Source organism: Bacteroidales bacterium (assembly GCA_029210725.1).
Lineage (GTDB): Bacteria > Bacteroidota > Bacteroidia > Bacteroidales.
The window spans coordinates 63,531-86,043 of the sequence record JARGFM010000017.1; the positions used below are offsets into that span (position 1 = coordinate 63,531).

The 22,513-nt window shown below is 52.8% G+C and carries 21 protein-coding genes; 10 read left to right on the forward strand and 11 right to left on the reverse strand.

The features are described 5' to 3' along the window. Positions 1-14: 14 nt before the first annotated feature. Together P1P86_10930 and P1P86_10935 are read left to right on the forward strand one after the other, a co-directional pair. Positions 15-1,271 carry a dipeptidase gene (locus P1P86_10930; GenBank protein MDF1575690.1) on the forward strand — a complete coding sequence of 419 codons (1,257 nt, stop codon included), beginning with the start codon at positions 15-17 and terminating at the stop codon, positions 1,269-1,271. Positions 1,272-1,295: 24 nt separating this feature from the next. Then, positions 1,296-1,940 carry a YdcF family protein gene (locus P1P86_10935; protein MDF1575691.1) on the forward strand — a complete coding sequence of 215 codons (645 nt, stop codon included), beginning with the start codon at positions 1,296-1,298 and terminating at the stop codon, positions 1,938-1,940. A 591-nt stretch (positions 1,941-2,531) separates the two neighbouring features. Here the strand turns inward: P1P86_10935 and P1P86_10940 are convergent. Next, positions 2,532-3,131: a superoxide dismutase gene (locus P1P86_10940; protein ID MDF1575692.1), complete on the reverse strand. Its 600-nt coding sequence runs from the start codon at positions 3,129-3,131 to the stop codon at positions 2,532-2,534. Positions 3,132-3,441: 310 nt separating this feature from the next. On the opposite strand from P1P86_10940, the gene pruA reads away from it, so the two are divergent. Next, entirely contained in the window at positions 3,442-5,073 is a 1,632-nt protein-coding gene (gene pruA / locus P1P86_10945; GenBank protein ID MDF1575693.1) for an L-glutamate gamma-semialdehyde dehydrogenase, read from the forward strand. Between the two features lie 139 nt (positions 5,074-5,212). Next, positions 5,213-5,542 (forward strand): septum formation inhibitor, encoded by a 330-nt coding sequence (locus tag P1P86_10950; GenBank protein MDF1575694.1) that lies wholly within the window; start codon positions 5,213-5,215, stop codon positions 5,540-5,542. Between the two features lie 9 nt (positions 5,543-5,551). Here the strand turns inward: P1P86_10950 and P1P86_10955 are convergent, their stop codons facing one another. The 3 genes from P1P86_10955 to P1P86_10965 all read right to left on the reverse strand — a co-directional run bounded on the left by P1P86_10955 (position 5,552) and on the right by P1P86_10965 (position 8,869). After that, a complete protein-coding gene (locus tag P1P86_10955) occupies positions 5,552-6,907 on the reverse strand; it encodes a glycosyltransferase (GenBank protein MDF1575695.1) in 1,356 nt (451 codons plus the stop codon). Beyond that, positions 6,907-7,521 carry an OmpH family outer membrane protein gene (locus tag P1P86_10960; protein ID MDF1575696.1) on the reverse strand — a complete coding sequence of 205 codons (615 nt, stop codon included), beginning with the start codon at positions 7,519-7,521 and terminating at the stop codon, positions 6,907-6,909. The genes P1P86_10955 and P1P86_10960 overlap by 1 nt, the downstream gene beginning before the upstream one ends. A gap of 331 nt (positions 7,522-7,852) precedes the next feature. Beyond that, complete coding sequence (locus P1P86_10965) at positions 7,853-8,869, reverse strand: NAD-dependent epimerase/dehydratase family protein (GenBank protein ID MDF1575697.1); 1,017 nt, start codon at positions 8,867-8,869, stop codon at positions 7,853-7,855. Positions 8,870-9,148: 279 nt separating this feature from the next. On the opposite strand from P1P86_10965, the gene P1P86_10970 reads away from it, so the two are divergent. Further along, positions 9,149-9,463, forward strand: a complete 315-nt coding sequence (locus P1P86_10970; GenBank protein ID MDF1575698.1) for a helix-turn-helix transcriptional regulator — start codon at positions 9,149-9,151, stop codon at positions 9,461-9,463. Next, positions 9,457-10,767: a type II toxin-antitoxin system HipA family toxin gene (locus P1P86_10975; GenBank protein MDF1575699.1), complete on the forward strand. Its 1,311-nt coding sequence runs from the start codon at positions 9,457-9,459 to the stop codon at positions 10,765-10,767. The genes P1P86_10970 and P1P86_10975 overlap by 7 nt, the downstream gene beginning before the upstream one ends. Here the strand turns inward: P1P86_10975 and P1P86_10980 are convergent, their stop codons facing one another. Then, positions 10,768-12,300: a sugar transferase gene (locus P1P86_10980; GenBank protein MDF1575700.1), complete on the reverse strand. Its 1,533-nt coding sequence runs from the start codon at positions 12,298-12,300 to the stop codon at positions 10,768-10,770. Between the two features lie 46 nt (positions 12,301-12,346). Next, positions 12,347-13,468: a DUF354 domain-containing protein gene (locus P1P86_10985; GenBank protein MDF1575701.1), complete on the reverse strand. Its 1,122-nt coding sequence runs from the start codon at positions 13,466-13,468 to the stop codon at positions 12,347-12,349. Between the two features lie 50 nt (positions 13,469-13,518). On the opposite strand from P1P86_10985, the gene cysQ reads away from it, so the two are divergent. From cysQ to P1P86_11005, 4 genes are read left to right on the forward strand one after another with little or no spacing between them, the layout of a single operon-like run. Then, positions 13,519-14,313, forward strand: a complete 795-nt coding sequence (gene cysQ / locus P1P86_10990; protein ID MDF1575702.1) for a 3'(2'),5'-bisphosphate nucleotidase CysQ — start codon at positions 13,519-13,521, stop codon at positions 14,311-14,313. Positions 14,314-14,369: 56 nt separating this feature from the next. Then, the gene (locus tag P1P86_10995; protein ID MDF1575703.1) at positions 14,370-14,927 is read left to right on the forward strand and encodes a sigma-70 family RNA polymerase sigma factor; all 558 of its coding nucleotides are present in this window, start codon (positions 14,370-14,372) and stop codon (positions 14,925-14,927) included. Next, entirely contained in the window at positions 14,920-16,251 is a 1,332-nt protein-coding gene (locus tag P1P86_11000) for a PKD domain-containing protein (GenBank protein ID MDF1575704.1), read from the forward strand. The genes P1P86_10995 and P1P86_11000 overlap by 8 nt, the downstream gene beginning before the upstream one ends. Positions 16,252-16,280: 29 nt before the next feature. Then, positions 16,281-17,333: a nucleotidyltransferase family protein gene (locus tag P1P86_11005; protein MDF1575705.1), complete on the forward strand. Its 1,053-nt coding sequence runs from the start codon at positions 16,281-16,283 to the stop codon at positions 17,331-17,333. Here P1P86_11005 and cysC read toward each other — a convergent pair whose 3' ends face one another. The 5 genes from cysC to P1P86_11030 form a co-directional block, all read right to left on the reverse strand. Continuing rightward, positions 17,334-17,930 (reverse strand): adenylyl-sulfate kinase, encoded by a 597-nt coding sequence (gene cysC / locus P1P86_11010; GenBank protein MDF1575706.1) that lies wholly within the window; start codon positions 17,928-17,930, stop codon positions 17,334-17,336. It abuts the gene before it with no gap. Positions 17,931-17,975: 45 nt separating this feature from the next. Next, complete coding sequence (locus P1P86_11015; protein MDF1575707.1) at positions 17,976-19,631, reverse strand: hypothetical protein; 1,656 nt, start codon at positions 19,629-19,631, stop codon at positions 17,976-17,978. 7 nt (positions 19,632-19,638) lie between these two features. Next, positions 19,639-20,871, reverse strand: coding sequence for a lactate racemase domain-containing protein (locus tag P1P86_11020; protein MDF1575708.1), 1,233 nt, complete (start codon positions 20,869-20,871; stop codon positions 19,639-19,641). Continuing rightward, the gene (locus P1P86_11025; GenBank protein ID MDF1575709.1) at positions 20,856-21,863 is read right to left on the reverse strand and encodes a PorP/SprF family type IX secretion system membrane protein; all 1,008 of its coding nucleotides are present in this window, start codon (positions 21,861-21,863) and stop codon (positions 20,856-20,858) included. Before P1P86_11025 ends, P1P86_11020 begins: the two co-directional genes overlap by 16 nt. Positions 21,864-22,080: 217 nt before the next feature. Continuing rightward, entirely contained in the window at positions 22,081-22,326 is a 246-nt protein-coding gene (locus P1P86_11030; protein MDF1575710.1) for a gliding motility-associated C-terminal domain-containing protein, read from the reverse strand. Positions 22,327-22,513 lie beyond the last annotated feature (187 nt).

Consider the following 22,513-nt stretch of genomic DNA (forward strand, 5'->3'; position numbering starts at 1 on the left):
AATCCCGTTTTTTCATGCGAACATGGATCCCCCTGCTGGTCACAGTCCTGGTTCTTACAGGCTGTGCCGATTCTGAAACCAGACTGGTAAAAAAAGCCGCCCGTATTCATGAGGCGGCTTATACGGTTGACAGCCATACCGACACCCCCCTGCGGCTGAACCGGATGGGTTACGATTTTGGAGTGCGGAACGATCCCCGCGAGACCCGCAGCAAGATCGACCTGCCCAGGATGAAGGAGGGCGGCATGGACGGGATCTGGTTCGCCGTCTTTGTGGGGCAGGGCGAGCGCAGCCCGGAAGGCAACCGGAGGGCCATGGAAGAGGCCCTGGAGATCACGAAGCAGATCTACCAAACCGTGGAAAAGTACCCGGCTGACCTGGAGGTGGCCACCCGCTCCGGCGATCTGGCCCGGATCGCCAAAAAAGGGAAACATGCCATCTACATAGGCCTGGAGAACGGCTATCCCCTGGGCAACAGGCCCGAGCTGCTGGATCATTATTACCAGAAAGGGATCCGCTATGTGACCCTGGTGCACAGCCAAAACAACGATCTTTGCGACTCGTCCACCGACAGCCTGGAACACGGCGGTCTCTCCCCCCTGGGCGAAGAAGTGGTGCTACGCATGAACGACCTGGGGATGCTGATTGATGTTTCGCACGCATCCGACAACACTTTTTACGATGTTCTGGAGAAGAGCCGTACCCCCGTCATTGCCTCCCACTCCTGTGCCCGGGAGCTATGCGACAATCCCCGGAACCTGAGCGATAAGATGCTGCTGAAGCTGAAGGAGAATGGCGGGGTGATCCAGCTGTGCATTCTAAGCGCCTATTTGAAAACGCCTGCTCCGAATCCGGAGCGCGACTCGGCCCGGGACGCGGTTCGGGAGAAGCACGGAGACTATAACCGGCTGGATAATGCGGCCAGGGAGGCTTTTCTGGAAGACTGGTATGCCGTGAACAGGGAGTTCCCCCAGGAGCTGGCCACCGTGAGCGATGCGGTGGACCATATCGACCATATCGTGGAACTGATCGGCATTGATCATGTGGGGATCGGCACCGATTTCGACGGGGGAGGGGGACTGGAAGACTGTTTTGATGTTAGCCAGATGGGGAACATCACCCTGGAACTGGTACGCCGGGGCTACAGTGCGGAAGAGATTAAGAAGATCTGGGGCGGAAACCTCACCCGGGTATTTAAGGAAGTGGAGGCGGCCGCAATCCTCTCCGGGGAGGCCACCTCTGAGGCGGCCACCTCTGAGGCGGCCATATAACCGGGTTTTAATGCATAAAGAGTTGTGAAACGCCGGATCTACATACTGATTTTTTTAGTCATTCTGCTAGTCCTGGCCGTGGGAGGCTGCCGGAAGGCGGGCACCTGGCTGGTGAAAGAAGATATTCCCCGGCAGGCCGATGTGATGGTGATGCTCACGGGTCGTATTGCAGACCGGGTATTGAAGGTGGCGGACCTGTACAAGGACCAGGTAGCCGCTAAGGTGTGGATTGTCAGGGAAGATATGGGAGCCGACAGGGAGCTCGAAAAGCGGGGTGTAGAGTTAATCAGGGAAAGTACCCGGGCACGGAATGCCCTGGTGGTCCTGGGAATTCCGCCTGAGAATATCCTGATCCTGCCTGGCGATGCCTCTTCCACGCAAATGGAAGCTCAGATTATCAGGGATTTCCTGCAAACACAAAACGGTGTCGGCAGCGTGCTGCTGGTTACATCAAGTTCGCACACCCGCCGGGCCTACCAAATTTTCAAAGCGGCATTCAGATCCATGGAAAATGAGCCGGAACTGTTTTGCAGTCCCAGCAGCTACTCCGGATTTAATTCCGGGAATTGGTGGAAAAGCCGCGAAGACATTCAGGAAGTGGTATTTGAGTACCTGAAAATGGCCAATTTCTTTTTATTCGAAAAAAGGAAACTCAGGATTCAGGAATAAACAAGCAGGCAGTATTAAAAGTTGCTTTTTCTTCTTTGCCGGCCTGAAATGGTCGCTCTACCTTCAGGCAGTCTCACTATTCTCAGGGTTTTTCTTGATTGCTATGAGCAAATTATGAATACAGGGTAGTCTGTTTTGGCAAAATCCGGGTGTAACAAAGGGGTTACATTTTTCAAATTTGTTACATTTCAGTTTTTATCCAAATATTTTGACATCTTTATAAGGTATTGAAATACAATATTATACAATTATTTTAGAAATGGGAAAATTAGAATTGCATGTCTGATACTTGTTGAGAAGTTGCAACTCTGTTACATGCAAAAAACCCGAAAAGAGGGTATGCTCTGTTCGCCAGCTTTGAAGGCTATACTCGTAAGTAAAGCTGCAAATATTAGCTGAGCTGAGCTCGCAAGCCCTGTCTGAGCTCGCAAGCCCTGTCTGAGCTCGCAAGCCCTGTCTGAGCTCGCAAGCCCTGTCTGAGCTCGCAAGCCCGGTTTACGTAATAAAGATTTTATGCGACGAGTGGGTACAAATGTAAGAGGCTGTACCTTTTGATACAGCCTCCTTGTTAACAAGTAACGATCAGTAAATTTATTTGAAACGCCTGGCAACCTCTTCCCAGTTGATCACGTTCCAGAAGGCCTCAATATAGTCGGGCCTGCGATTCTGGTAGTTCAGGTAATAGGCATGTTCCCATACATCAATAGTGAGTACGGGGGTTCCTTTTACCTCGGTCAGGTCCATTAAGGGATTGTCCTGATTGGGCGTGGAGGATACTTCCAGGGAGCCGTCGGCCTTTTTGACCAGCCAGGCCCAGCCGGAGCCAAAACGGGTGGCGGCGGCCGTACTGAATTTTGTTTTAAAATCTGCAAAGGATCCGAAAGCGCTGTGGATGGCTTCCAGCAGTTCACCGGCGGGCTCTCCGCCTCCGTTGGGACCCATCACGGACCAGTAAAGATTGTGGTTGTAAAAACCGCCACCGTTGTTCCTGACAGCGACAGGATGTGCAGACATTCCGGCAAAGATATCTTCGATGGATTTGCCTTCCAGGGAAGTCCCCTCCACGGCTTTATTCAGGTTGGCGGTATAAGCCGCATGATGCTTCGAATGGTGGATCTCCATGGTTCTGGCATCGATATGGGGCTCCAGTGCATTATAGTCGTAACTTAAATCGGGTAATTTGAATGACATTGTATCCGGGGTTTTAATGATTAAACATAATAACTATTCAGACTCAGTATAAATAACACGCCAGAGCGGGTTTTGTTCATATTTTTTTTGCCTCCGGGTTCTGTTTGCCCGGCATCAGAATTCAATTTCTGCTGTGCAACATTCCGGAGGTAGCCCTTTTTATTTAAAACATGATAAAATCCACATTTTTTGTAGGTTAAAAGCATTTTCTTGCCTTATTATCTGCTGTAGAATATGTGGCAGAATGAGCGGGAAGGAGGTATCTTAGCCGCCGGAAAAAGTGAGTCATTTTTAAAATAAACGGAAGATTATGTCAAAAGGGTTTTTTAAAGTTCCTGTACCCGTGAACGAGCGGGTAAGAAACTATGCTCCGGGCACCAGGGAGCGCGCCGATTTAAAGAAGGAAATTGAAAGGCTGAGGTCACAGGTCCTGGACATCCCTATGATTATAGGAGGTAAGGAGGTCCGGACCGGCAAGCTGGTTTCCATTCATCCTCCCCACGAGACCAGTCACCTGCTTGGCCATTACCACAAGGGTGATGCCAGCCACGTGCAGATGGCCATTAAAGCTGCCCTGGAAGCTAAAGAAAAATGGGCAGCCCTGTCCTGGGAGCATCGCGCAGCGATCTTTCTCAAAGCAGCCGATCTGATCGCCGGACCCTACGGGGACACGGTGAATGCGGCCACCATGCTCGGCCAGTCGAAGAATGTCATGCAGGCCGAGATCGACAGTGCCTGCGAAATGGCCGATTTTCTGCGCTTCAATGTGAAGTACATGTGCGAGATCTACGAACAGCAGCCCATCTCCTCGGAAGGGATCTGGAACCGGGTGGAACAGCGTCCGCTGGAAGGATTTGTCTTTGCCCTCACCCCCTTCAATTTCACCTCCATAGCCGGCAACCTGCCCTCTGCACCAGCCATGATGGGAAATACCGTGGTATGGAAATGTTCCAATACCCAGGTTTATTCAGCCAAGGTACTGATGGATGCCTTTATGGAGGCCGGAGTACCCGCCGGTGTGATCAACCTGATGTTTGTTTCCGGACCCGTTGCCGGAAACGAGATCTTCTCCCATGCCGACTTTGCCGGGATCCATTTCACCGGTTCCACCGAAGTTTTCCAGAACATATGGAAAACCATCGGGAACAACATTCACAAGTACAAATCATACCCGCGCATTGTGGGTGAAACCGGGGGGAAGGACTTTATTTTCGCCCATCCCACGGCCGACACCGAAGCGCTGGTTGTGGCCATGGTCCGCGGTGCCTTTGAGTATCAGGGACAGAAATGTTCGGCAGCTTCCAGGGCCTATATACCGGAAAGCCTGTGGTCCGAGGTGAAAATGCAGATGGAGAATATGGTCCGGGGAATCAAAATGGGTCCGCCCGAAGACTTTATCAATTTCTTTAATGCCGTTATTGATGAAAGCACCTTTGAAAAACTGTCCGCTTATATCGACCGGGCCAAAAAAGATAAGGATGCGGATGTGATCATCGGGGGCGGCTATGATAAAACGGTAGGCTACTTTATTGAGCCGACCGTAATTCAGGCCCACGATCCAAAATACGTGACCATGGAAGAAGAGCTTTTCGGGCCCATCCTGACCATCTATGTCTATAAGGATGAGGAGATCGACGAAACCCTCGAGATACTGAATGACACTTCCATTTATGCGCTTACCGGAGCAATATTCTCCCAGGACCGCTACGTGATTGAAGATCTGACCAACAGGCTATCCGACTGTGCGGGCAACTTCTACATCAACGACAAGCCCACCGGTGCCGTGGTGGGTCAGCAGCCCTTCGGAGGAGCCCGCGGATCGGGAACCAACGACAAGGCAGGATCCATGATCAATTTGTTGCGCTGGGTGTCTCCCAGGACCATCAAGGAGAACTTTGTTCCCCCGAAAGACTACCGCTACCCCTTTATGGAGGAGGAGTAGATTATGGAGGAGGAGCAGGTTCTGGAGGAGGAACAGGTTCGCTTCCATTTCCGGCTTTTCTAAGCGCCTCACGCAGAATAGGTAAGTCCTGTTGAAAAAGGATCTGATATCTGTGTCCCTTTTTCATTAAATTTGAGCGATGAAAAAGTTCTTACGGAAGATATGGCCCTTGCTCAGGAACAAGTATATCCTGACCATTGCTGTTTTTGCCGTCTGGATGCTTTTCTTTGACCAGAACAACATAGTCGACCGCCTCCGGATGGGATCAGAGATCAGGCAGCTGGAGATGGACAGGGAGTACTACCTGGAACAGATCCGGCAGGACTCGTCACGTCTGCAGGAACTGACCACCAACAGAGAAAACCTGGAAAAATATGCCCGCGAACAGTTTCTGATGAAAAGAAGCGACGAGGATGTTTTCCTGGTGATCGAGCAGAAGGAAGAGAAGAAGGGGCGGAAAAGGAAGTAGTCCTTTGGATCATCTCAGATCCAGCATCCTGTAAATCTGCAGGAGCTTTCTCAGGTCCGGTCCCACCGACGGGATCCCCCTGCCTTCGGGATCCATTTTCTGCAGCAGTTCAGAGGCTGCCGGCCCGATCTCCAGATCGGGATATCCGCGTTCCCTGGCATAGTGCAGGAATTTCATGATCCGGAACATGGAGAACCAGCGCCAGAAACGTTTCCTGAAGGCGGGAGCCGAGGCACTGTTGTGGCGTATCTCTGACAGGGCCCCTTCAAACCCCTGTTCTTCGAGGAAGCTCCCCAGCGGTTCCGGCCAGGGTCCGGCGAGCTTTTCGGGCGATCCGCTCTCATCAAAGAGTCGGCTCAGCATTACGAAGGGATCCGGATTGTAAGTCATCAAAGGCTCTTCGCTCAAAGAAAGCCGCCTGACGGCCGGTCCCGTTCCGAAGGGCACCCGGTCGGAAGGCCGGGGCGAAGGGGTGATGCAGGTCGTGTTGCACTGGCTGAAACGCCCCCTCCGGGCTACCTTCTGTATAAAATAGAAATCCTCGCCCCCCTGGCGCCGGTTCATGCCGCCTTCCATGCAGTAAATGTCCGAGCGGACCGCAAAGGACGATCCCACCGTATGGTAGGCAAAGGGGTAGCCCGTAAACCGCACCGACTGGAGGTAGTAGCGCAGATGAAGCTCATATTGTGTAATGGCCCTGTAAACCGCGGGGGGGAATTCCTCACCCTCCAGGGGGTGTTCGAAGCGTATGGAACAACCCTCGGGTTCGGATCCACTCTCTGGTCCACGGCCTGATCCACTCCATGGTCCACTCTCTGGTCCACGGCCTGATCCACTCCATGGTCCACCTCCTTCAAAGTGTGTTACCAGGGCCTCCAGGTAGTTGGGCCGGACCAGGGCATCGGCATCCATGGAGGCGATAATTCCTTCCGGGCGCCCAAGCGCACTAAAGCGGCGCGACGCCTCATCCATCAGGATCTTCCGGGCGCTTCCCACTCCGGCCTCCTTCCGGCTGAATGAGTGATCGAGCCGGACAAAAAAAGCGATGCAGGGATGGGGATGCGCCACGATCCAGGCACGGGTGGCCTCCAGGGTGGCCTGGTTCTGTTCCAGGACAGCCGGGGGAGCGTCCGAAGGGGCATTGATCAGGATCAGCACCTCGGCCCGGAATCCGGATCCGTCAGGATCGGTGCCTTCCCGGCCGGCCCCACAGGTGCATTGAAACAAAGAATCCAGGCATCTTTCGAGCCCGGATTCATTGTAAACGGGTAATATGACGGATATCTGAAGGCGGGGATGGGGTTCCGGTTCAATCAGCGCCTCACGCAAACCGGCCTTCAGCAGGTATGCATCGGCAAAGCCCATTATTCCAGTTCGGTTCCCTGCTGGTACCTGGCGTTCAGGCCTTCCACCACCCGGGCGGTAATATCGAAAGGTTTTGCTCCATAAATCAGGTTGCCCCCGAAGGAGTAGGAGTATACATAGCTATATCCCTGTTCTACGCTCAGCTGGGCCACATAGGTCTCAATCATATCGAGCATCTGGCGGTTCTTCACCAGACCTTCTTCCTGTATCTGGGTCATGTACTGGTTCTGAAGGACCTGCAGATTCTGCTCTTCCGTTTGCAGTTGCTGCTGAAGCTGTTCGGCCTCGGTACGGGTAACCAGCCCTTTCTGAATCTTGTACTGGGCATCCTGGACACTCTGGTAGAAAGTCTCGGTGCGGCCTGCAAAGTCAGATTCCAGTTCGGTCTGCTTCTGGGTCAGATCCTGCTGATAATCGTAGTAGAGATCCCATTGTGCCATCACAGAATCCATATTGAAATAGGCGATGCTGATATCCCCCGGATTAGCTGCCAGGGCTGAAGTTGCAGAATCATCTCCTTTGGTTTTTTTCACATTTCCGGAGAAGTGGAAAATGAACAACACAATTACCGCTGCTCCCAGAATCACATTAATTACAATGTTTGCAATTTTCATTGTCTTCTTTTTAACTGATTATTTGTTTGTTATCGGGCAACAAATATAGTGGAAAAGTTTAATAATCGGGACATTTTTTTCGGGAAGTACAGGCTGATATAAACCGCCTTAAAACATATATAAGCAGATCAGTGTTAGCATCCAATCCCCCTCCCGGTCTTTAGGGGTTTATACACAGTTTTCAGGGAGGGGGGTTGCATGCTTCTCTGTGGGGGCGTGCTTCTCTGTGGGGGCGTGCTTCCCTGTGGGGGGCGTGTTTCCCTGTGGGGCTTCATGCTTCTCTCCGGAGGGCGTACTTCCCTGTGGGGGTATGCTTCCCCGGGGTCACCCGCTACGGAAACTCTTTCCGGTAGTGCTCCGCCACCCCGGCAATCACCTGCTCCAGGGGGGTAAAGTCCATCCCGAGGGCCTCTTTGACCTTGTCCGATGAAAAGCGGACCTCTCCAAAGGCGGCCCGGACATGCTCGGTGGTGATCAGGAGGGAACCCCTGAAAACAGAGGCGATGAAGTCCAGCCGGACCAGCATTCTGAGCAGGGATGGGGTGACCTCCCTGAACTCTCCGGTTTTCCCCAGGGCCTGTGCGATTTTCCCGAAAACCTGCTGGTAGGAGTAGTTCCCTTCGCTCAGAATAAAGCGTTCGCCCGATATATCCGACTCCATCAGGCGGATCATGGCCGACACCACATCAGAGATTCCCACATAGCCGGTAACTCCCGGCGCCGCGTATTTCAGTCCCCCGTCCACCCGGCTGAACATGGAGGAGCTGCCGCGGTCCCAGAAGCCGGGACCCAGGATAATGGCAGGATTCACAATCACCGCGTTCAGGCCTTCTTCTATTCCCCGCCACACTTCCATCTCCGAGCGAAACTTGGAAAGGGCATAGCCGGTTCCGGTTTTGCTGTGGGCCCAGATCAGCGACTCGGTGGCCGGAGAACCCTCGGCGGGCCTGCCAATGGCCGAAGTGGAGGAGACGTGCAGCAGCTTTTGCACCCCGGCTGCCAGGCAGGCAGCAACCACACTGGAAGTGCTGTCGGTGTTGAAGCGGATCATCTTCTGACGGTCGCGGGGCTGAAAGGAGACCATCCCCGCACAGTGATAGACCTGCTGCACCCCTTCCAAAACCTCCGTCATATCCACCTGGTTCAGCAGATCGGCATCGATCCAACGGATGCGCCCCCATAGCTCTTCAAGCTCGCCGGCATTGGCGCAGTGATAACCAAACACCCGCCGGACCTCCTCCAGACCGGAAGAGGGGCGTTTCAGCGCCACGATCTCTTTCTGCTCCCTGGCCAGGCTAAGCAGCAGGTGCGATCCAAGAAGTCCCGTTCCCCCGGTAAGCAGTATCATCTCAGAAATGAATTTGAACGAAGATAAGCATATTCTGGCAGTGTAGGTTGAATGCAGGCGTAAGCTGCACCGGGAACCAAGTAAACATCTTATTATATAAGCTGGAAACAACGAATGAAAAATCATGCAATAATTATCAATATAGACCTTAGTGAATGAAAAATCATGCATAGATATCTTGTATATCTGGCTATAATGCGATATATTTGAATGAATATTCACGCATTAAATCATAATAGTAGCATTATGCATGAAAAATCATACATAGATTGGCACTCAATGAGTGATAAGGCATTCATGAAAACCATAGGAACATTTATTCAACATCACAGACTGAATCAAAACAGATCACAAAATGAGGTGGCAGTAGCGGCAGGGATAAGCCGGTCCACACTCAGCCTTCTGGAGAGGGGTGAAAATGTTTCGCTGAGCAGTCTGATCCAGGTGCTGCGTATCCTTGATTTGCTGTATATCATGGACGTATTCAGTGTCAGGGAGGAGATCAGCCCGGTTGAGTATGCAAAACTTCAAAAAAACAGAAGACTGCGTGCCCGGAGTAAAAATGATCATTCAAACAACGACCCGGTATGGTAGATGTAGCAGAAATAAAAATCTGGGGAGAATTTGCAGGAGCTGTACGCTGGGATAAGAACAATCAGTTGGCCAGTTTTCAATATGATGACAAATTTCTCGGGAAAGGGTACGACCTGTCCCCCATTAAAATGCCGGTCCGGGATGGATCCCGTATTTATAGTTTCCCGGAATTGAGGAAGTCAAAGGATGAACAAACATCCGCATTTAACGGACTTCCTGGTTTGCTGGCAGACTCTTTACCTGATAAATACGGGAATCAACTCATTAATGTCTGGCTGGCTCAGAATGGCCGGCCACCTGACAGTATGAATCCGGTGGAGAAGCTGTGTTTTATTGGGGCAAGAGGCATGGGTGCCCTGGAATTTGAACCAGGCCGTTTCAAGGCAGGTAAACGGACCTTCCCTGTGGAGATAAAGAGTCTGGTTGAGATCGCACAAAGAATGCTGTCTGAACGTGAGGGATTCGAAGTGAATCTGCCTGAAGATGAACAGAAGGCAGTCAGTGAGATATTGAAAATAGGTACCTCGGCCGGGGGGGGCAGGCCAAAGGCGCTTATAGCCTTCAATAAAAATAGCGGAGAAGTGCGGTCCGGACAAACGGTAGCTCCCAAAGGATTCGACCACTGGTTGATCAAGCTGGATGGAGTCAGCGATGTACAGTTTGGATCGAGTCACGGGTTTGGCCGGGTGGAATATGCGTATTACCGGATGGCAAAGGACTGCCAGATACAGATGATGGATTCTGAATTATTGGAGGAACACGGACGTGCTCACTTTATGACCAGACGATTCGACAGAGAAGGGACCGGTACAAAACACCATGTGCATACCTGGAGCGGGATTCAACATTTTGATTACAATAATTTATATGCATACAGCTATGAACAGCTTTTCCAAACGATGCGACAGTTAAAAATGACTTACCCGGAAGCCGAACAAATGTTTCGAAGAATGGTATTCAATGTTTTGGCAAGCAATAATGATGATCATGCCAAGAACTTTTCTTTCCTGCTAAAACAAAACGGACACTGGGAGCTGGCACCGGCCTACGATCTTTGCTATTCCTATGATCCTGAAAATGTCTGGGTAAGCCAGCATACACTTAGTATCAATGGTAAACACCGTGGGATCAACCGGAACGACTTGATGACTGTAGCCACGATCAACAATATCAAGGGAGGAGGAAACATCATCAGTGAAATTCAGGAGCTTGTTTGTTCCTGGGAGAAATATGCCAAAGAAGCAGAAGTTTTATCAAAACTTCGCACTGATATTACAAAGACACTGGCGGCATTTCAGTTTTAACTACGCCGACCGTGCTTTTTTAAAAACAATGTTGTAGAAGGCCTTCCAGAAATAGCGCCACTGGGTGCGCAGGGGGTGCTTTTCAAAAGCCTCCACGTAGCGCAGCTCCGAGGCCTGGATTTCCTCCAGGGTTTCGGGCATATCGGCGTAGTACGGGGGGATCAGTCCGGGCCGGTATTTGATCCGCTTTTCCTGCAGCTCTTTGGAATACAGGTTGTAATAATGCAAACTCAGCGGGCGCACCCCGATGATTTTCAGATCGCCCCGGAACAGGTTGATCAGCATGGGCAGTTCATCGAGCCACAGTTTGCGCATAAAAGCCCGGGTACCGGCCACCCGGAAGTCATTCTTAAACTTACCCCCGTTTTCCAGGTTGTTCCGCTGGTGCACATAATCCTGCAGGTACTCGGCATAGGGATACATGGTGCGCAATTTATACACCTTGATCATCCTGCCCCCTTTACCCACGCGACGCAGGGAGATAAAAGGCCCGTACGTGGGGTTGGGATCAAAGGCAGGCTCCTTGATCCGCCGGCAGATAAAAAAGTAGAGTCCGTTCACCACACTCTCCTCATTCACCTCAAAACCGCAGGCATAGAGCCGGCCCAGGATCTCGGGATGCGTAAATACCCGGTTCTGTCCCCGGGTAAGAAAGAAGTAGAGCCGGCTGGTCAGTTTAAATTTCGGGAATACCCGTTTGATGATATAGTCGCCCGTATAGGCTAATCTGTTAAGGACCGGCGGGTATTTCCGCAGGATCCTGCTTCTCCGCATATCGGAAGTCTCCGCGCAGCAGATAAACTTCCCTCCCCGGGGCAGTTTACTGTTGACCGATTCAAAGAACATATTCAGGTCCCTGATATCATTGATCCGGCGGATATTGACAATGGTTTCGTAGAAATTATCCGGTTGCCGGAGGATATTAAAGCGCGTCAGGGTGGCCGTGATCAGCGTTTTTATATCATTCAGATCCACGTGCTGTTCGATATATCGCTGTGCCAGCTCTCCGCACTCCTCCACAATGGCTTCCCGCAGGGTTCCCACATTCAGGTGAATATCGCTGTGGGTCACCGTGGCATCCAGCTTCCGCAAATCGCCCGCAGTAGGAGGCTTTTCAATAAAGGCTCTTGCCGCATCATATTCCGTGGAGACCAGGAGATAGGTGTAAATGGTAAAGAAAAAGATCTCCAGGGCTGTGGCCACCCCAAAGGTGCCGAGGACCATCATCCGTGAGAAGAAGGTGGTGTTAAAGGCGTAGATGATGAAAGAGACCCCGGCCAGGGTCACCAGGTTGGGGGCGATCAGGTTGCGAAACAGGAAGGAGGGCCGCTCTTTCCGGGTGATGTGATATTTTTTAAAATAGAAGGAGAAGATGACCCAGAGGGAGAGCATCACCGCAAAGCCAATGATATACCTGTGCGAGAGGTAGGAGACCATCACAGGCTTCAGACTGGCCATAAAGATGAACGATCCGGCCAGGATGATCAGGTCCAGGACAATAAGTCCGGTTCTTGGCTTCTTTCTGGTTGACATTCCGTTCTGAAAGTACAAAGATTTCGCTAATATCCACGACTATTTTTCAACCATGAAGGCTTGCAGGTCTCACTTCTCCCGAGCCTGAATCTCCCGGGGGAGAATCCATAAAGCCCGATACATGTTCCGGATCCCTCTCCAGAATGCGGGCACTTTCGGGGAGATATTCCACAAACCAGCTCATAAAGGCCGTCATATCCAGCTTTTCACTCAGCAGCCTTTTTCGCCCTTCCCGGAACCGGCCGGACGGAAGATCCCCCGCCAGGACCAAATCCAGCTGCGAAAAAGAGGACTCCAGCTCGTCCGGGTGAAAGTAAAAAAGCAAACCATAAGCTTCCAGCTCCGTGATATAGGCAAATTTCTCCGCACTCACGAACACGGCAGGGATCCCCAACACCGCGGCTTCGGCGGCCATGGTGGCACTGTTGCCCCAGAATGCTTTGCAGCCGGATAGTTCCCTGTGGATCCGGACGGGATCGGCCACCCGGATCGATTTATTTTCCGGGGGAGGCAGGTTTGTCTCCGAGGAGAGAAGTACCCGATGGTCCCGGCTCAGCTCCTGCATTTTCTGAAATACCGCCTCCGTATCCAGTCCCGAGGCCCTGGTATGATGGATGGAATCGGTTCTTGTGATCCGGAAAAAAATGCCCTTAGATCCCTTCGCCGCCTGAAACAGGCGGGGGTGCAGATAGGCCAGCTCCTTTAAGACAGGAAGGCGAAAATGGTAGTGGTGAAACTGGTGCGGATAGTTGGCCGGGGAGAGCAGATACGTGGATCTTTTGAGCAGGGGTAACAGCCTGGGATTGTTATCGGTATCGTCAAAAGTTATGCAGGGGATGCCGAGTAAACGGGAGACGAGAACCAGGTAGGGCGATGAGAGACTGATGGCCATGCCCGGCCGGAACCTGAGCAGGGCCATCAACAGAATCACCAGGATCCACAGGGCATAGAGGTATTTCCCCAACAGAGTGTGCTTTCCCCGGCCCCTGCTGGTATAGGCGATTCCGGCATCTTCCAGTAAGAGATGAAGGCACTCCTTATCCCTGGCCATGACCCGGAAGGCATGGCCCTGATCCTGCAGGTGGCCGATCAGGTGCTTGAAGAAGTGAAAATCGGCCGGGTGGTTCAGATCAAAGAAGATCCTTTTCTGAGTGTGGCGCTTTTTCATACCTGGCATTGTTGAGAACAAACTTATCGATTCTTTTTATCTTTACAGGAATGAAAAAGAACTATTCCACAGCCATCCGGGCTGCCCTGGAGGCAGGCAGGGCCATTATGGAGGTTTACGGGGAGGAAGATTTTGAAGTAGCGTTCAAAGAAGACCAGTCGCCACTGACCCGGGCCGACCAGCAGGCCCACTCCATCATCATGGAACTGCTGGCACCAACTCAGATCCCCGTACTAAGCGAAGAGGGAGCTCAGATTCCCTATTCGGAGCGCAGCTCCTGGAAACGTTTCTGGCTGGTGGATCCGCTGGATGGCACCAAAGAATTTATAAAGCGCAATGATGAGTTCACCGTGAACATTGCCCTGGTGGTGGAGGGGAAGGCCAGTTTCGGGGTGGTTTTCGCTCCCGCCATCGGGGAGCTCTATACAGGCATTCCGGGCAGGGGGGCCTACCGTTGCCGGAACGAGAAGAACTTTAACCAGCCCCTCGATTACCTGTTGCAGTTTGCCAGTACGCTTCCGCTGGAAGAACCCGAAAAGAAACTGTTCCGGGTAGTGGCCAGCCGTTCCCACTTTAACGAAGAAACCAGGAACTATGTGGAAGCGATCGATACCGGGGGAAAAGAGATCAGCCTGGTGAACAGGGGTAGTTCCCTGAAGCTTTGTATGGTGGCTACCGGTGAAGCTGAGCTCTATCCCCGGCTGGGTCCCACCATGGAGTGGGATACCGCTGCCGCACATGCCGTGGTAAAGGCCGCGGGAAAAAATGTCTGTCGCTTCGACAACGGAGAGGAACTGGAGTACAACAAGCAGAACCTTCTGAACCCATATTTCGTAGTAAAATAGTGTATTCCGGTGCAACCATGTTTCCGGAACAGCGGTCAACTAAAGTGAAACCATCCATGAATGGTGAGAAGGAAATACTTGCTGGATGTAGAAAGGGGAAGCAGTCTGCTCAATGGGACCTGTATGAGCGCTATTCCCGCCTGCTTCTGGCCGTATGTAACCGCTATGCCAAAAGCATGGATGAGGCGGAGGATATTCTGCAGGAGGGTTTTGTAAAGATCTTTCTGAATATCAAGGAGTTTAAGGGAGATGGGCCGTTGTTGGCGTGGATGCGCCGGATCATGATCAATACCGCCATCACCCATTATCATAAGATGCGAAAACACCGCTACCACGATGACCTGGCGGAAGTGAGTGAGTCGAGGTTCGAGAACAAAGACTGGGGCGAAGCGGAGTTTACCGAAGAGGAACTGTTCAGCGTCATTCAGCAGATGCCGGACGGGTACAGGCAGGTGTTTAACCTCTATGCCCTTGAGGGATACAAGCACAGGGAGATCGCTGAGATAATGAACATTGATGAAAATACCAGTAAGTCACAGTACAGCAGGGGCCGAAGGTGGTTGCAGGAAAGATTGTTAAGACTGAAAGAAGAGCGAAGAAAAAAAGATGAGTAAGAAACTCCGGATAGAAGATCTGCTGCAAAGCAGCCTGGAGGGAGCCGAACTGACGCCCTCGCCCGAATCGTGGAGGGCTATTCAGCATAAGCTGCGCTGGCCGCAGTTTCTGCGCTTCCGTCCCGGCAGCTTCAACATCTACTATGCCGGCGCCCTTCTGCTGGCTGCAGGCGCTGTGGTATTGCTTCTGGCCGGCCTGAAAAGCAGGACCGGAACAGAGCTGCCGGAGGAGCACCTCCCCGTGCTTGTTCCTGCAGAAGAAACAGCAGGGGACAGACAGGCAGAAATCCCTCGGGAAGAGAGCCACAATATGGGCCCTGCAGGCACGGACCCGGATACTTCTTCCCGGGCCTCTCAGGCAGAAGAGGATCCTGCTCAGCCGGAGGAGAGTCCGGACCCGGTCGCCAGAGTAGAAGAGAAAGTCCCGGAAGCACTCCAAAAAAGCGGGGTACTGGCAGAAACGGCATCCTTCGATCCGGCCCCTCTGAGTTATTTCACCACCTCGATCCAAACCGGCTGTGCCCCGCTGACGGTTCAGTTTACGAACCAGAGTGTCCATGCCACCTCTTTTTACTGGGATTTTGGGACCGGGGAGACAAGCCGGGAAGAGAATCCCGTGTACGAATTTAAAAAAGCGGGACGCTACCTGGTGAGCCTGACTTCCGATAAGGATGGAACTTACCCGGCCGTATCACGCAGCCTGGTGGAGGTTCTGGAATCGCCGGTCGCCGACTTCCGGATCGAGGAGGGGATGGAAGGGATCGATAACCATGTTGTGCTGAACCTGGTAAATTACTCCTCCGATGCTTCCGCATTTGCCTGGAACCTGGTGGATAAGGAGAGCGCCGACTGCAGCCGCTGGTCGTCGGTAGAATACCAGCCCACCCTTCAGCTGAATACCATTACCCCCGATTCCCGGGCCGTGAAGCTGGAGGTGATCAATGAAAATGGCTGCAGCGATACAGCCGTTCAGCCACTGCCCCTGGTGGTTCAGAGCTCCGAAACCCGGATCAAGTTTGCAACGGCTTTCAGTCCCAATCCTTCGGGACCCGGTGATGGCAGCTTTGCCCCGGGTTCCAGGCGGATCGATTTGTTCCATCCGATTTATATCGAGGTTCCTGTGGAGTACCGCATGCGGATTTATACCCGGCGGGGTGAGCTGATCTTCGAAACCCGGGAGGTGTACCGGGGTTGGGACGGCTATCTGCACCAGGAGGCGGCTCCGGCCGATGTATATGTCTGGATGGTCGATGGCAGGTGGGCCGACGGGGAGCCCTTCAGCATGCATGGCGACGTCACTCTGATCCGGAACAGCTACTGGTAATTGCGCAGGAATGCTATTTTTGTAGGACTGTGTACCGGCCGAGACCCTCCAAAGAACAGCAACTCCTCTTTGATCTTCTGAAAGGAGCCCCTCCCGCCACCCTGGAGGGAATTGATACGACCGTACTGTTCGATCTCTTCCGGAGGCACCGCCTGTTTCCCCTTGCAGGTGATCTTTTGCCCCTGATGGAGGAGAAGGAACGCGAGCGCTGGAAACAGGCTAAACGGCTGGGCTCGGTGAAGAGCCTTGGACTGGTGACGCGCCTGTTTGAAAGCCTGGATATGCTCGAATCAGAGGGGATAAATGCCTTGCCCCTGAAGGGACCTGTTCTGGCACAGGCCCTTTATGGCGATCTCAGTCAGCGTCATATGAGGGACCTGGACCTGCTGGTCAGTGAAAAAGACCTGCATAAAGCCCTGGAGGTCCTGCAGGCTTCCGGATATGCACAAAAATTTCCCGGGAAAGTACTCACCGAAAAACAATGGAAGATTTATCTCAGACAACAATATGATGTGGCCCTGGTACATCAGGGACAGGGGATTATTCTGGAACTGCATACACGGATTGCCTATCCGGAACTGCTGGGTCGCATGGAGCAGTTGATTACCGGGGAGACCGCAGCCATTGAATTAGCCGGGCGATCTGTACCTTGCATGACGCTGGAGGGATGCTTTCTTTACCTGGCCATCCATGGAGCCCATCATCTCTTCTTCCGTCTGTTCTGGTTGCGCGATCTGGCAGAAGCCTTAAACAAATGGGACCTGGATCAGCAAAGGATTTTGGAAAATGCCCGGCTGATGGGCGCAGAGAGAATGCTTGGGGTGGGACTAAAGCTGGCGGCTTCTTTTTTCGGAGCCAGGATCCCCGGGGAATACCAGGAATTTCTTGAGGAAAATACGGTCATCCTGAACCGGCTTGAAGAACGTTGCCATCGTGCCATTCTCGATCCCCGTTTCTATGGCAGAAGGAGCCGCCGGAATGTATTGTTGTTTTCCATGAAAATAAAAGCGGGATGGACCCACAAATGGCATACCCTGAGCTCGGTGTATTGGAGGTGGCGTGTCCGTAAATTTGTACGCTGATCAGAGCGTAATCCGGTCGATGATGGTGCGGAAGATCAGGTCCACCGAATCCTTGATGGAAGTGACGGAGGTATCGATTACCAGGTCGGGATTTTTCGGAATCTCAAAAGGGGAGGAGATGCCTGTGAAATCCTTGATCTCCCCGGCACGTGCCCGTTTGTAAAGGCCTTTGGTATCGCGTTGTTCGCAGACTTCCAGGGGAGGATTCAGAAAGATCTCGATAAAGTCTTCCTTCCCGATGATGTCCCGGGCCATCTTCCGGATCTCTTCGGTGGGACTGATAAAGGAGCAGAGGGTAATCATCCCGGTATTGATCAGGAGCTTGGAGACTTCTGCAATGCGCCTGATGTTCTCCAGGCGGTCCTCTGCGCTGAATCCCAGGTTGTTATTAATACCAATGCGGATGTTATCCCCGTCCAGCACCTGGCAGAAGAACCTGCGGAAGAAAAGTTCCTTTTCCAGGTTGGCCGACAGGGTGGTTTTCCCGGAGCCTGAAAGCCCGGTAAACCAGATGACCCTGGCACTCTGCCGGAGGATCTCCTCTTTTACTTTGCGGTCGTAGATGCGGTCAAATACGGGATAGATATTTTCTGCCATTGGTCTGTGTCATAGTTTAATTAAAGATAATTATAATGGTGGTTTTTAAAAGCCATAATTCAGTCCAATCCGGAAGGTGCCGGTTTCCCCGTGGTACTCCTCCGGGGTCCAGCGATCCAGGTACTCCAGCTCGCCACTCACATTTCTCCATTCATAGCCCAGCCTCATATATAGATCATTGAGCAGCTGGCAGGTAGCCAGGAGGCCCAGGTGAACCGATTCCCAAACGATGGGATCAAAGGATGTAATTCCCTGGCGGGGCATGGTACCCAGTGCCGTATGGTCGGGCCCTTTTTCGGAGTGTTTGTAGTAGGCTTTGATATTCAGGGTGCGGACCGGCCGGAATTCCATTCCCAGGTATAACTGCCGGGCATTATCTTCCAGGTAGTGCCCCAGGTTATACTGGTTCGATTCAAAGGTAGTGGTGAGGATGTTATGCATAAAAGTAAGCGCATTGCTCCAGGTATATTCGGCGCTGATCCGGGTATTGGATAAAAGGGTAGAGGCTGCTCCCAGTTTGTAGGACACAAAATTATGTTCCCCGCTGTGGAAGATCCGGTCCACAGCCACCTCATCCAGGAAGACTGTTCCATAGAGGTGCAGGTGCTTCAGATTGCGGGAGGATGCCGAAAGGAACAGCTGGGAATTCATGTTATCGATCCGGGCGTTCAGGGTGTGATCAATGGCTTTGTAGAAGGCCACCGGCAGGAGGAAGGCGGCATGAGGGTGGCGGTAGTCGTAGATCACGGAATTCCCGACAGACAGCTGCAGGCCGGTGGCCGGTGTAAAAGTAAAGATATTGGCCGCCAGGTATTTCGAATGATACACCTCCCGGAAATCAGTCCCATAGGCCGTGGAGGTGGTAAAAGAGAGCGTGGAATCGACCACCTCGGAGATCAGCGAGCCATGCACATAGGTGAACCGGAACCAGGGTGCCGGGTCCATGGCCAGCTCCAGTCGCGGGAAGGCGGGCGTGCGCCCCGAAAAGATATTGGCCCCGGCATTGTTTTCCCCCCAGGCAAACTGCCCCAAAATCAGTCCCACGTGTCCCCAGTCCCAGCCATAGCTGATCCCGGCACGCAGTTCCCAGTAGTCCCTTTTCCCTTCTGAAAATATTTTGATGTTTGATCCTCCGATGCGCTGGTTCTGAAAGTCCCGGGCGGTGAGTTCGGTCGACTCGTGATTATCGCGCAGGGAGGCCCAGATGCCAAAGCGGCCGATGGTGGAGGAGGCCTCCACCCCGTTCCACCAGTGGTAGAAAGAGCCATTCCGCTTGGTCCGCAGATCCCCCCCCAGGATGGGATTGATGCTCATCCGGAACAGGGAGTCCCGGTAATAAAAAGCATCAAAGCGTTTCTTCTGGTCCAGCCAAAGCCAGCGGCTTCCGGAAGTACCGGCTTCCCCGGGCGGCAGATCTTTTTGATAGTCCCTCAGGTAGAAATCCAGTTCGGATTGCTGCCGCCGGTTCAGCTCGCTCCGGGAGGAGTCGGCCGCCAAGAGCATTTCAGCAATGTCCAGCCTGCCGTAGGGTTTGACCAGCGAATGCAGGTCGATCACCTTCTGGGTGGCCAGCTCATCCAGGAAGAGGTAGATCCCCTGATTGGAGATATGGGTGCTCAGGTATTGCGCCCGGACAGGGGAGGCTGCCAGCACCAGGCAGCCAATCAGCATCCATCCGGTATATGTATTCTTCCATCTCATGCTTGTACTATCTGTATAACATTCCGGCATTTTCAAGCAGGGCCACCGAACCGCTCTCCGAGTCGACGATTGCCTGAACTTCTTCCGGGGTGCTTTTTTTGGCACCCATCAGGCGAACTTCCTTCTCGCCAAGCAAGGTGAGCATCCGGATGTCGATCCGTTCCGACTTCTCCAGCATGGAAAGGGCGGTTCCGGCATTGTTTTCATAGCTAACGCTGAGCCGGTCGAAAATAGTCTGCCGGTCGCCCCATCTGAACAAATCCATCAGCTCCGGATTCCCGGTGCCGTCGCGGCACTCTGCAAAGACGATCAATGTTCCTCCCTTTTTCACAAAGGAGGCCGCATGGTGGATCGATTTATGGGCCTGGATAAAGTTAATATCTTTTGGGTATCCCCCGGCACTGGCGATCACCAGATCGAAGTTCCCCTTTTCCGCCGACCTGAAATACTGGTCGTACTTCCGGCACACCTCCCTGAAATCCTTATAGTTTTTACCGGCATGGAGCTCGCAAACCTGCTTCCGGCTGTTCAGGATGGCATGGATCTCCAGGCGTGGGGGCAGCATGCCGTTGATCTCCTCCAGGTCCAGGGCCAGGGGATTGTGATCCAGTTCTCCCGGCCGGCATCCGGCGGCCAGGCTGCGGTTTTGGAAGTCCACGAAGAGGCGGTGATTTTCCAGGATCGATTCATAGGCCGCCAGGCCCGGAAAGAGCAGTTTTCGTCCCCCGCCGTAGCCGGCGAAATAGTGGTGCAGGATGGCCCCGAAGCTGATCAGCAAATCGTGCCGGAGCAGCTCCCCGGAAATCCGCACGCTGGTTCCGCGCGAGGTGGTCCCCAGGCTTTCGAAGTTCTCCGTGTCCCTGCTGTGATGATGCACAAAGCGGAACTGCCGGTAGGTCTGCCCATAGCTCTCCAGGCACTCCGCATCAGACTGGGGCGGATGGGTCCCGTAGGCAATGTAGAAGGTAATCCGGGAAGGGGAGAGGCCTGCATCGAGCAGGCAGGAGCTTAGTACCGGCAGGTAGCCGGGATACTGGCAGAGCCGGGTCTTATCGGCCACGACGATCCCGGCACTGGACACGGAGTTGTGTTTCAGGGGCAGGTGGGTGGAAAGCAGCTCCCTGAAGGAGTCCGGACTGCAGCTTACCGGAGGCTCCTGATGGCTTAGGCGGGTTATCTCCCGGTTCAGTCGCACAGAGATCTCCCGGGAGCCGTATTTCAGGTCTAGAACTCGGGACATGGAACCATTCTTGGCCTCTCCCGGTTGCGCCTGGTCTTGAATTCGTAGGTAATGGAGACCTCGTGGGCGCCTCCGGTTGAGGAGACCAGGTTGGAGATGGTGAAATCGTAGCTGTAACCCACCCGGAGCTGATCCATTTTATATCCCACCAGGAAGGCCATGGCATCGCCCCGGGGATCTTTCTGGTATTGCTCGTCGCTTCCGCCCTTGAGGAAAGGGATCCCCCGGTACCAGAAACCCAGCATCAGAGGTGCCTTGAGCCAGTAGAGTCCGAGCACCATCTGGTTATATACATCCTGGTGCTGGAAGTAGGCGGCCAGGGACAGCGTTTCGTCAATGGGATTGGTCAGGCGCCCCTTCTTCACGATCTGGTATCCTCCAAAAATGGTGAATTTCATGGGCAGGAGGGCCTCGTTGTTGTACAAACCGTAATTGGGCTGCAGCAGGTGGTCCACGGTAAAGCCTCCCCAGGCCCGGTCGCTGTAACCGATCAGAGAGGCGGAAAAATCCACATCGGGCTTGTAGGCATCAGTGGGGGGCTGTTCGATGGTCCCCCCGCCGGTCCCCCCGGAGGAGAGCTGGTCGTTCCAGACCAGTTTCCAGTAATCGAGCCCCATCTGGGTGTAATTGAAATGAATTCCCGGACGGAGATGAAACTCCCGGTTCACCTGGATATCGTAGGAGTAGAGGATCCCTGCATTGAGGATCCCCAGGTCGCCTGTTCCGGCCACATCGCGCATGATCAGAACGCCCACGCCACTGTTGAAATTCTCAAAGAAATGGTCGTAGGCAAAGCTGTAGGAGACAAAAACATTGTTGAGTTCGGGCCACTGGTTGCGGTAAACGGCAGAAACCCGGTCGCCCTCGGTGGCTCCTGCAAAGGAGGGGGCCAGGTAGAGGGGATTGGCATAGAACTGGGTGAATTGCGGATCCTGACCCTTAGCCAGAGTAAATGCCACCACCAAACCTATAACCAGTGCGAATCTTCTCACTAATGAGGGCTTCTAGATAAACGAATAATACTAATGGATACGTTGAATCCGTGAATAGGTTTCATGTTCTAAAAATCAGGGGGTATTTTAACACGACGTGGTTATTTACTTCGTAAACAATCCCAGGTCGTTAATTAAAACACCCCCTGATTTTAATAATCCAGGCTGTTTCTAAAATCCCCCCTGTTCTTACTATTCACCTTCCCCTGATTTTAAACTACTGGGGCCGTTTCCATAAGAGGGTGATGTCGCCCGCCAGGGAGTCGGGGGAGCCGTTCTTATAGACCAGGGTGACCTTCCACAGATAGACGCCCTGTGCGGCCAGGGTGCCCTTGATATAGCCATCCCATCCGATGTTAATGTCGTGGCTCTGGAAGATCAGCTCGCCCCAGCGGTTGTATATGTAGAGATGGTATTCCTCCACCTGCTTGTTTACTCCCGGGAAGAAGATGCTGTTGGCCACGTTCGATTGAAGTCTTTGAACTCTTAGTCTTAGTTAATGAGCCATCAAGAGAAACGCACAGGATTCTATAGTTCGATATGAATGATTACTAAAAGACAATCCTAGCCTGGATTATTCATAAATAAAAGGGAATTGTTCATTGAAAATGCTGAAAAGTCAGTAAATTCAAGTTGTTCAGAACAACCCC

Bases quoted from the DNA above. Each gene is read 5' to 3' on its own strand.
- P1P86_10950 (MDF1575694.1), top strand. From the start codon at position 5,213: ATGAAAAAGTTCTTACGGAAGATATGGCCCTTGCTCAGGAACAAGTAT.
- cysC (MDF1575706.1), bottom strand. From the start codon at position 17,930: ATGGCAGAAAATATCTATCCCGTATTTGACCGCATCTACGACCGCAAA.
- P1P86_11000 (MDF1575704.1), top strand. From the start codon at position 14,920: ATGAGTAAGAAACTCCGGATAGAAGATCTGCTGCAAAGCAGCCTGGAG.
- P1P86_10985 (MDF1575701.1), bottom strand. From the start codon at position 13,468: ATGAAAAAGCGCCACACTCAGAAAAGGATCTTCTTTGATCTGAACCAC.
- P1P86_11015 (MDF1575707.1), bottom strand. From the start codon at position 19,631: ATGAGATGGAAGAATACATATACCGGATGGATGCTGATTGGCTGCCTG.
- P1P86_10940 (MDF1575692.1), bottom strand. From the start codon at position 3,131: ATGTCATTCAAATTACCCGATTTAAGTTACGACTATAATGCACTGGAG.
- P1P86_10970 (MDF1575698.1), top strand. From the start codon at position 9,149: ATGAGTGATAAGGCATTCATGAAAACCATAGGAACATTTATTCAACAT.
- P1P86_10930 (MDF1575690.1), top strand. From the start codon at position 15: ATGCGAACATGGATCCCCCTGCTGGTCACAGTCCTGGTTCTTACAGGC.
- P1P86_10995 (MDF1575703.1), top strand. From the start codon at position 14,370: ATGAATGGTGAGAAGGAAATACTTGCTGGATGTAGAAAGGGGAAGCAG.
- cysQ (MDF1575702.1), top strand. From the start codon at position 13,519: ATGAAAAAGAACTATTCCACAGCCATCCGGGCTGCCCTGGAGGCAGGC.
- P1P86_10965 (MDF1575697.1), bottom strand. From the start codon at position 8,869: ATGATACTGCTTACCGGGGGAACGGGACTTCTTGGATCGCACCTGCTG.
- P1P86_10975 (MDF1575699.1), top strand. From the start codon at position 9,457: ATGGTAGATGTAGCAGAAATAAAAATCTGGGGAGAATTTGCAGGAGCT.
- P1P86_10980 (MDF1575700.1), bottom strand. From the start codon at position 12,300: ATGTCAACCAGAAAGAAGCCAAGAACCGGACTTATTGTCCTGGACCTG.
- P1P86_10955 (MDF1575695.1), bottom strand. From the start codon at position 6,907: ATGGGCTTTGCCGATGCATACCTGCTGAAGGCCGGTTTGCGTGAGGCG.
- pruA (MDF1575693.1), top strand. From the start codon at position 3,442: ATGTCAAAAGGGTTTTTTAAAGTTCCTGTACCCGTGAACGAGCGGGTA.
- P1P86_10960 (MDF1575696.1), bottom strand. From the start codon at position 7,521: ATGAAAATTGCAAACATTGTAATTAATGTGATTCTGGGAGCAGCGGTA.
- P1P86_11020 (MDF1575708.1), bottom strand. From the start codon at position 20,871: ATGTCCCGAGTTCTAGACCTGAAATACGGCTCCCGGGAGATCTCTGTG.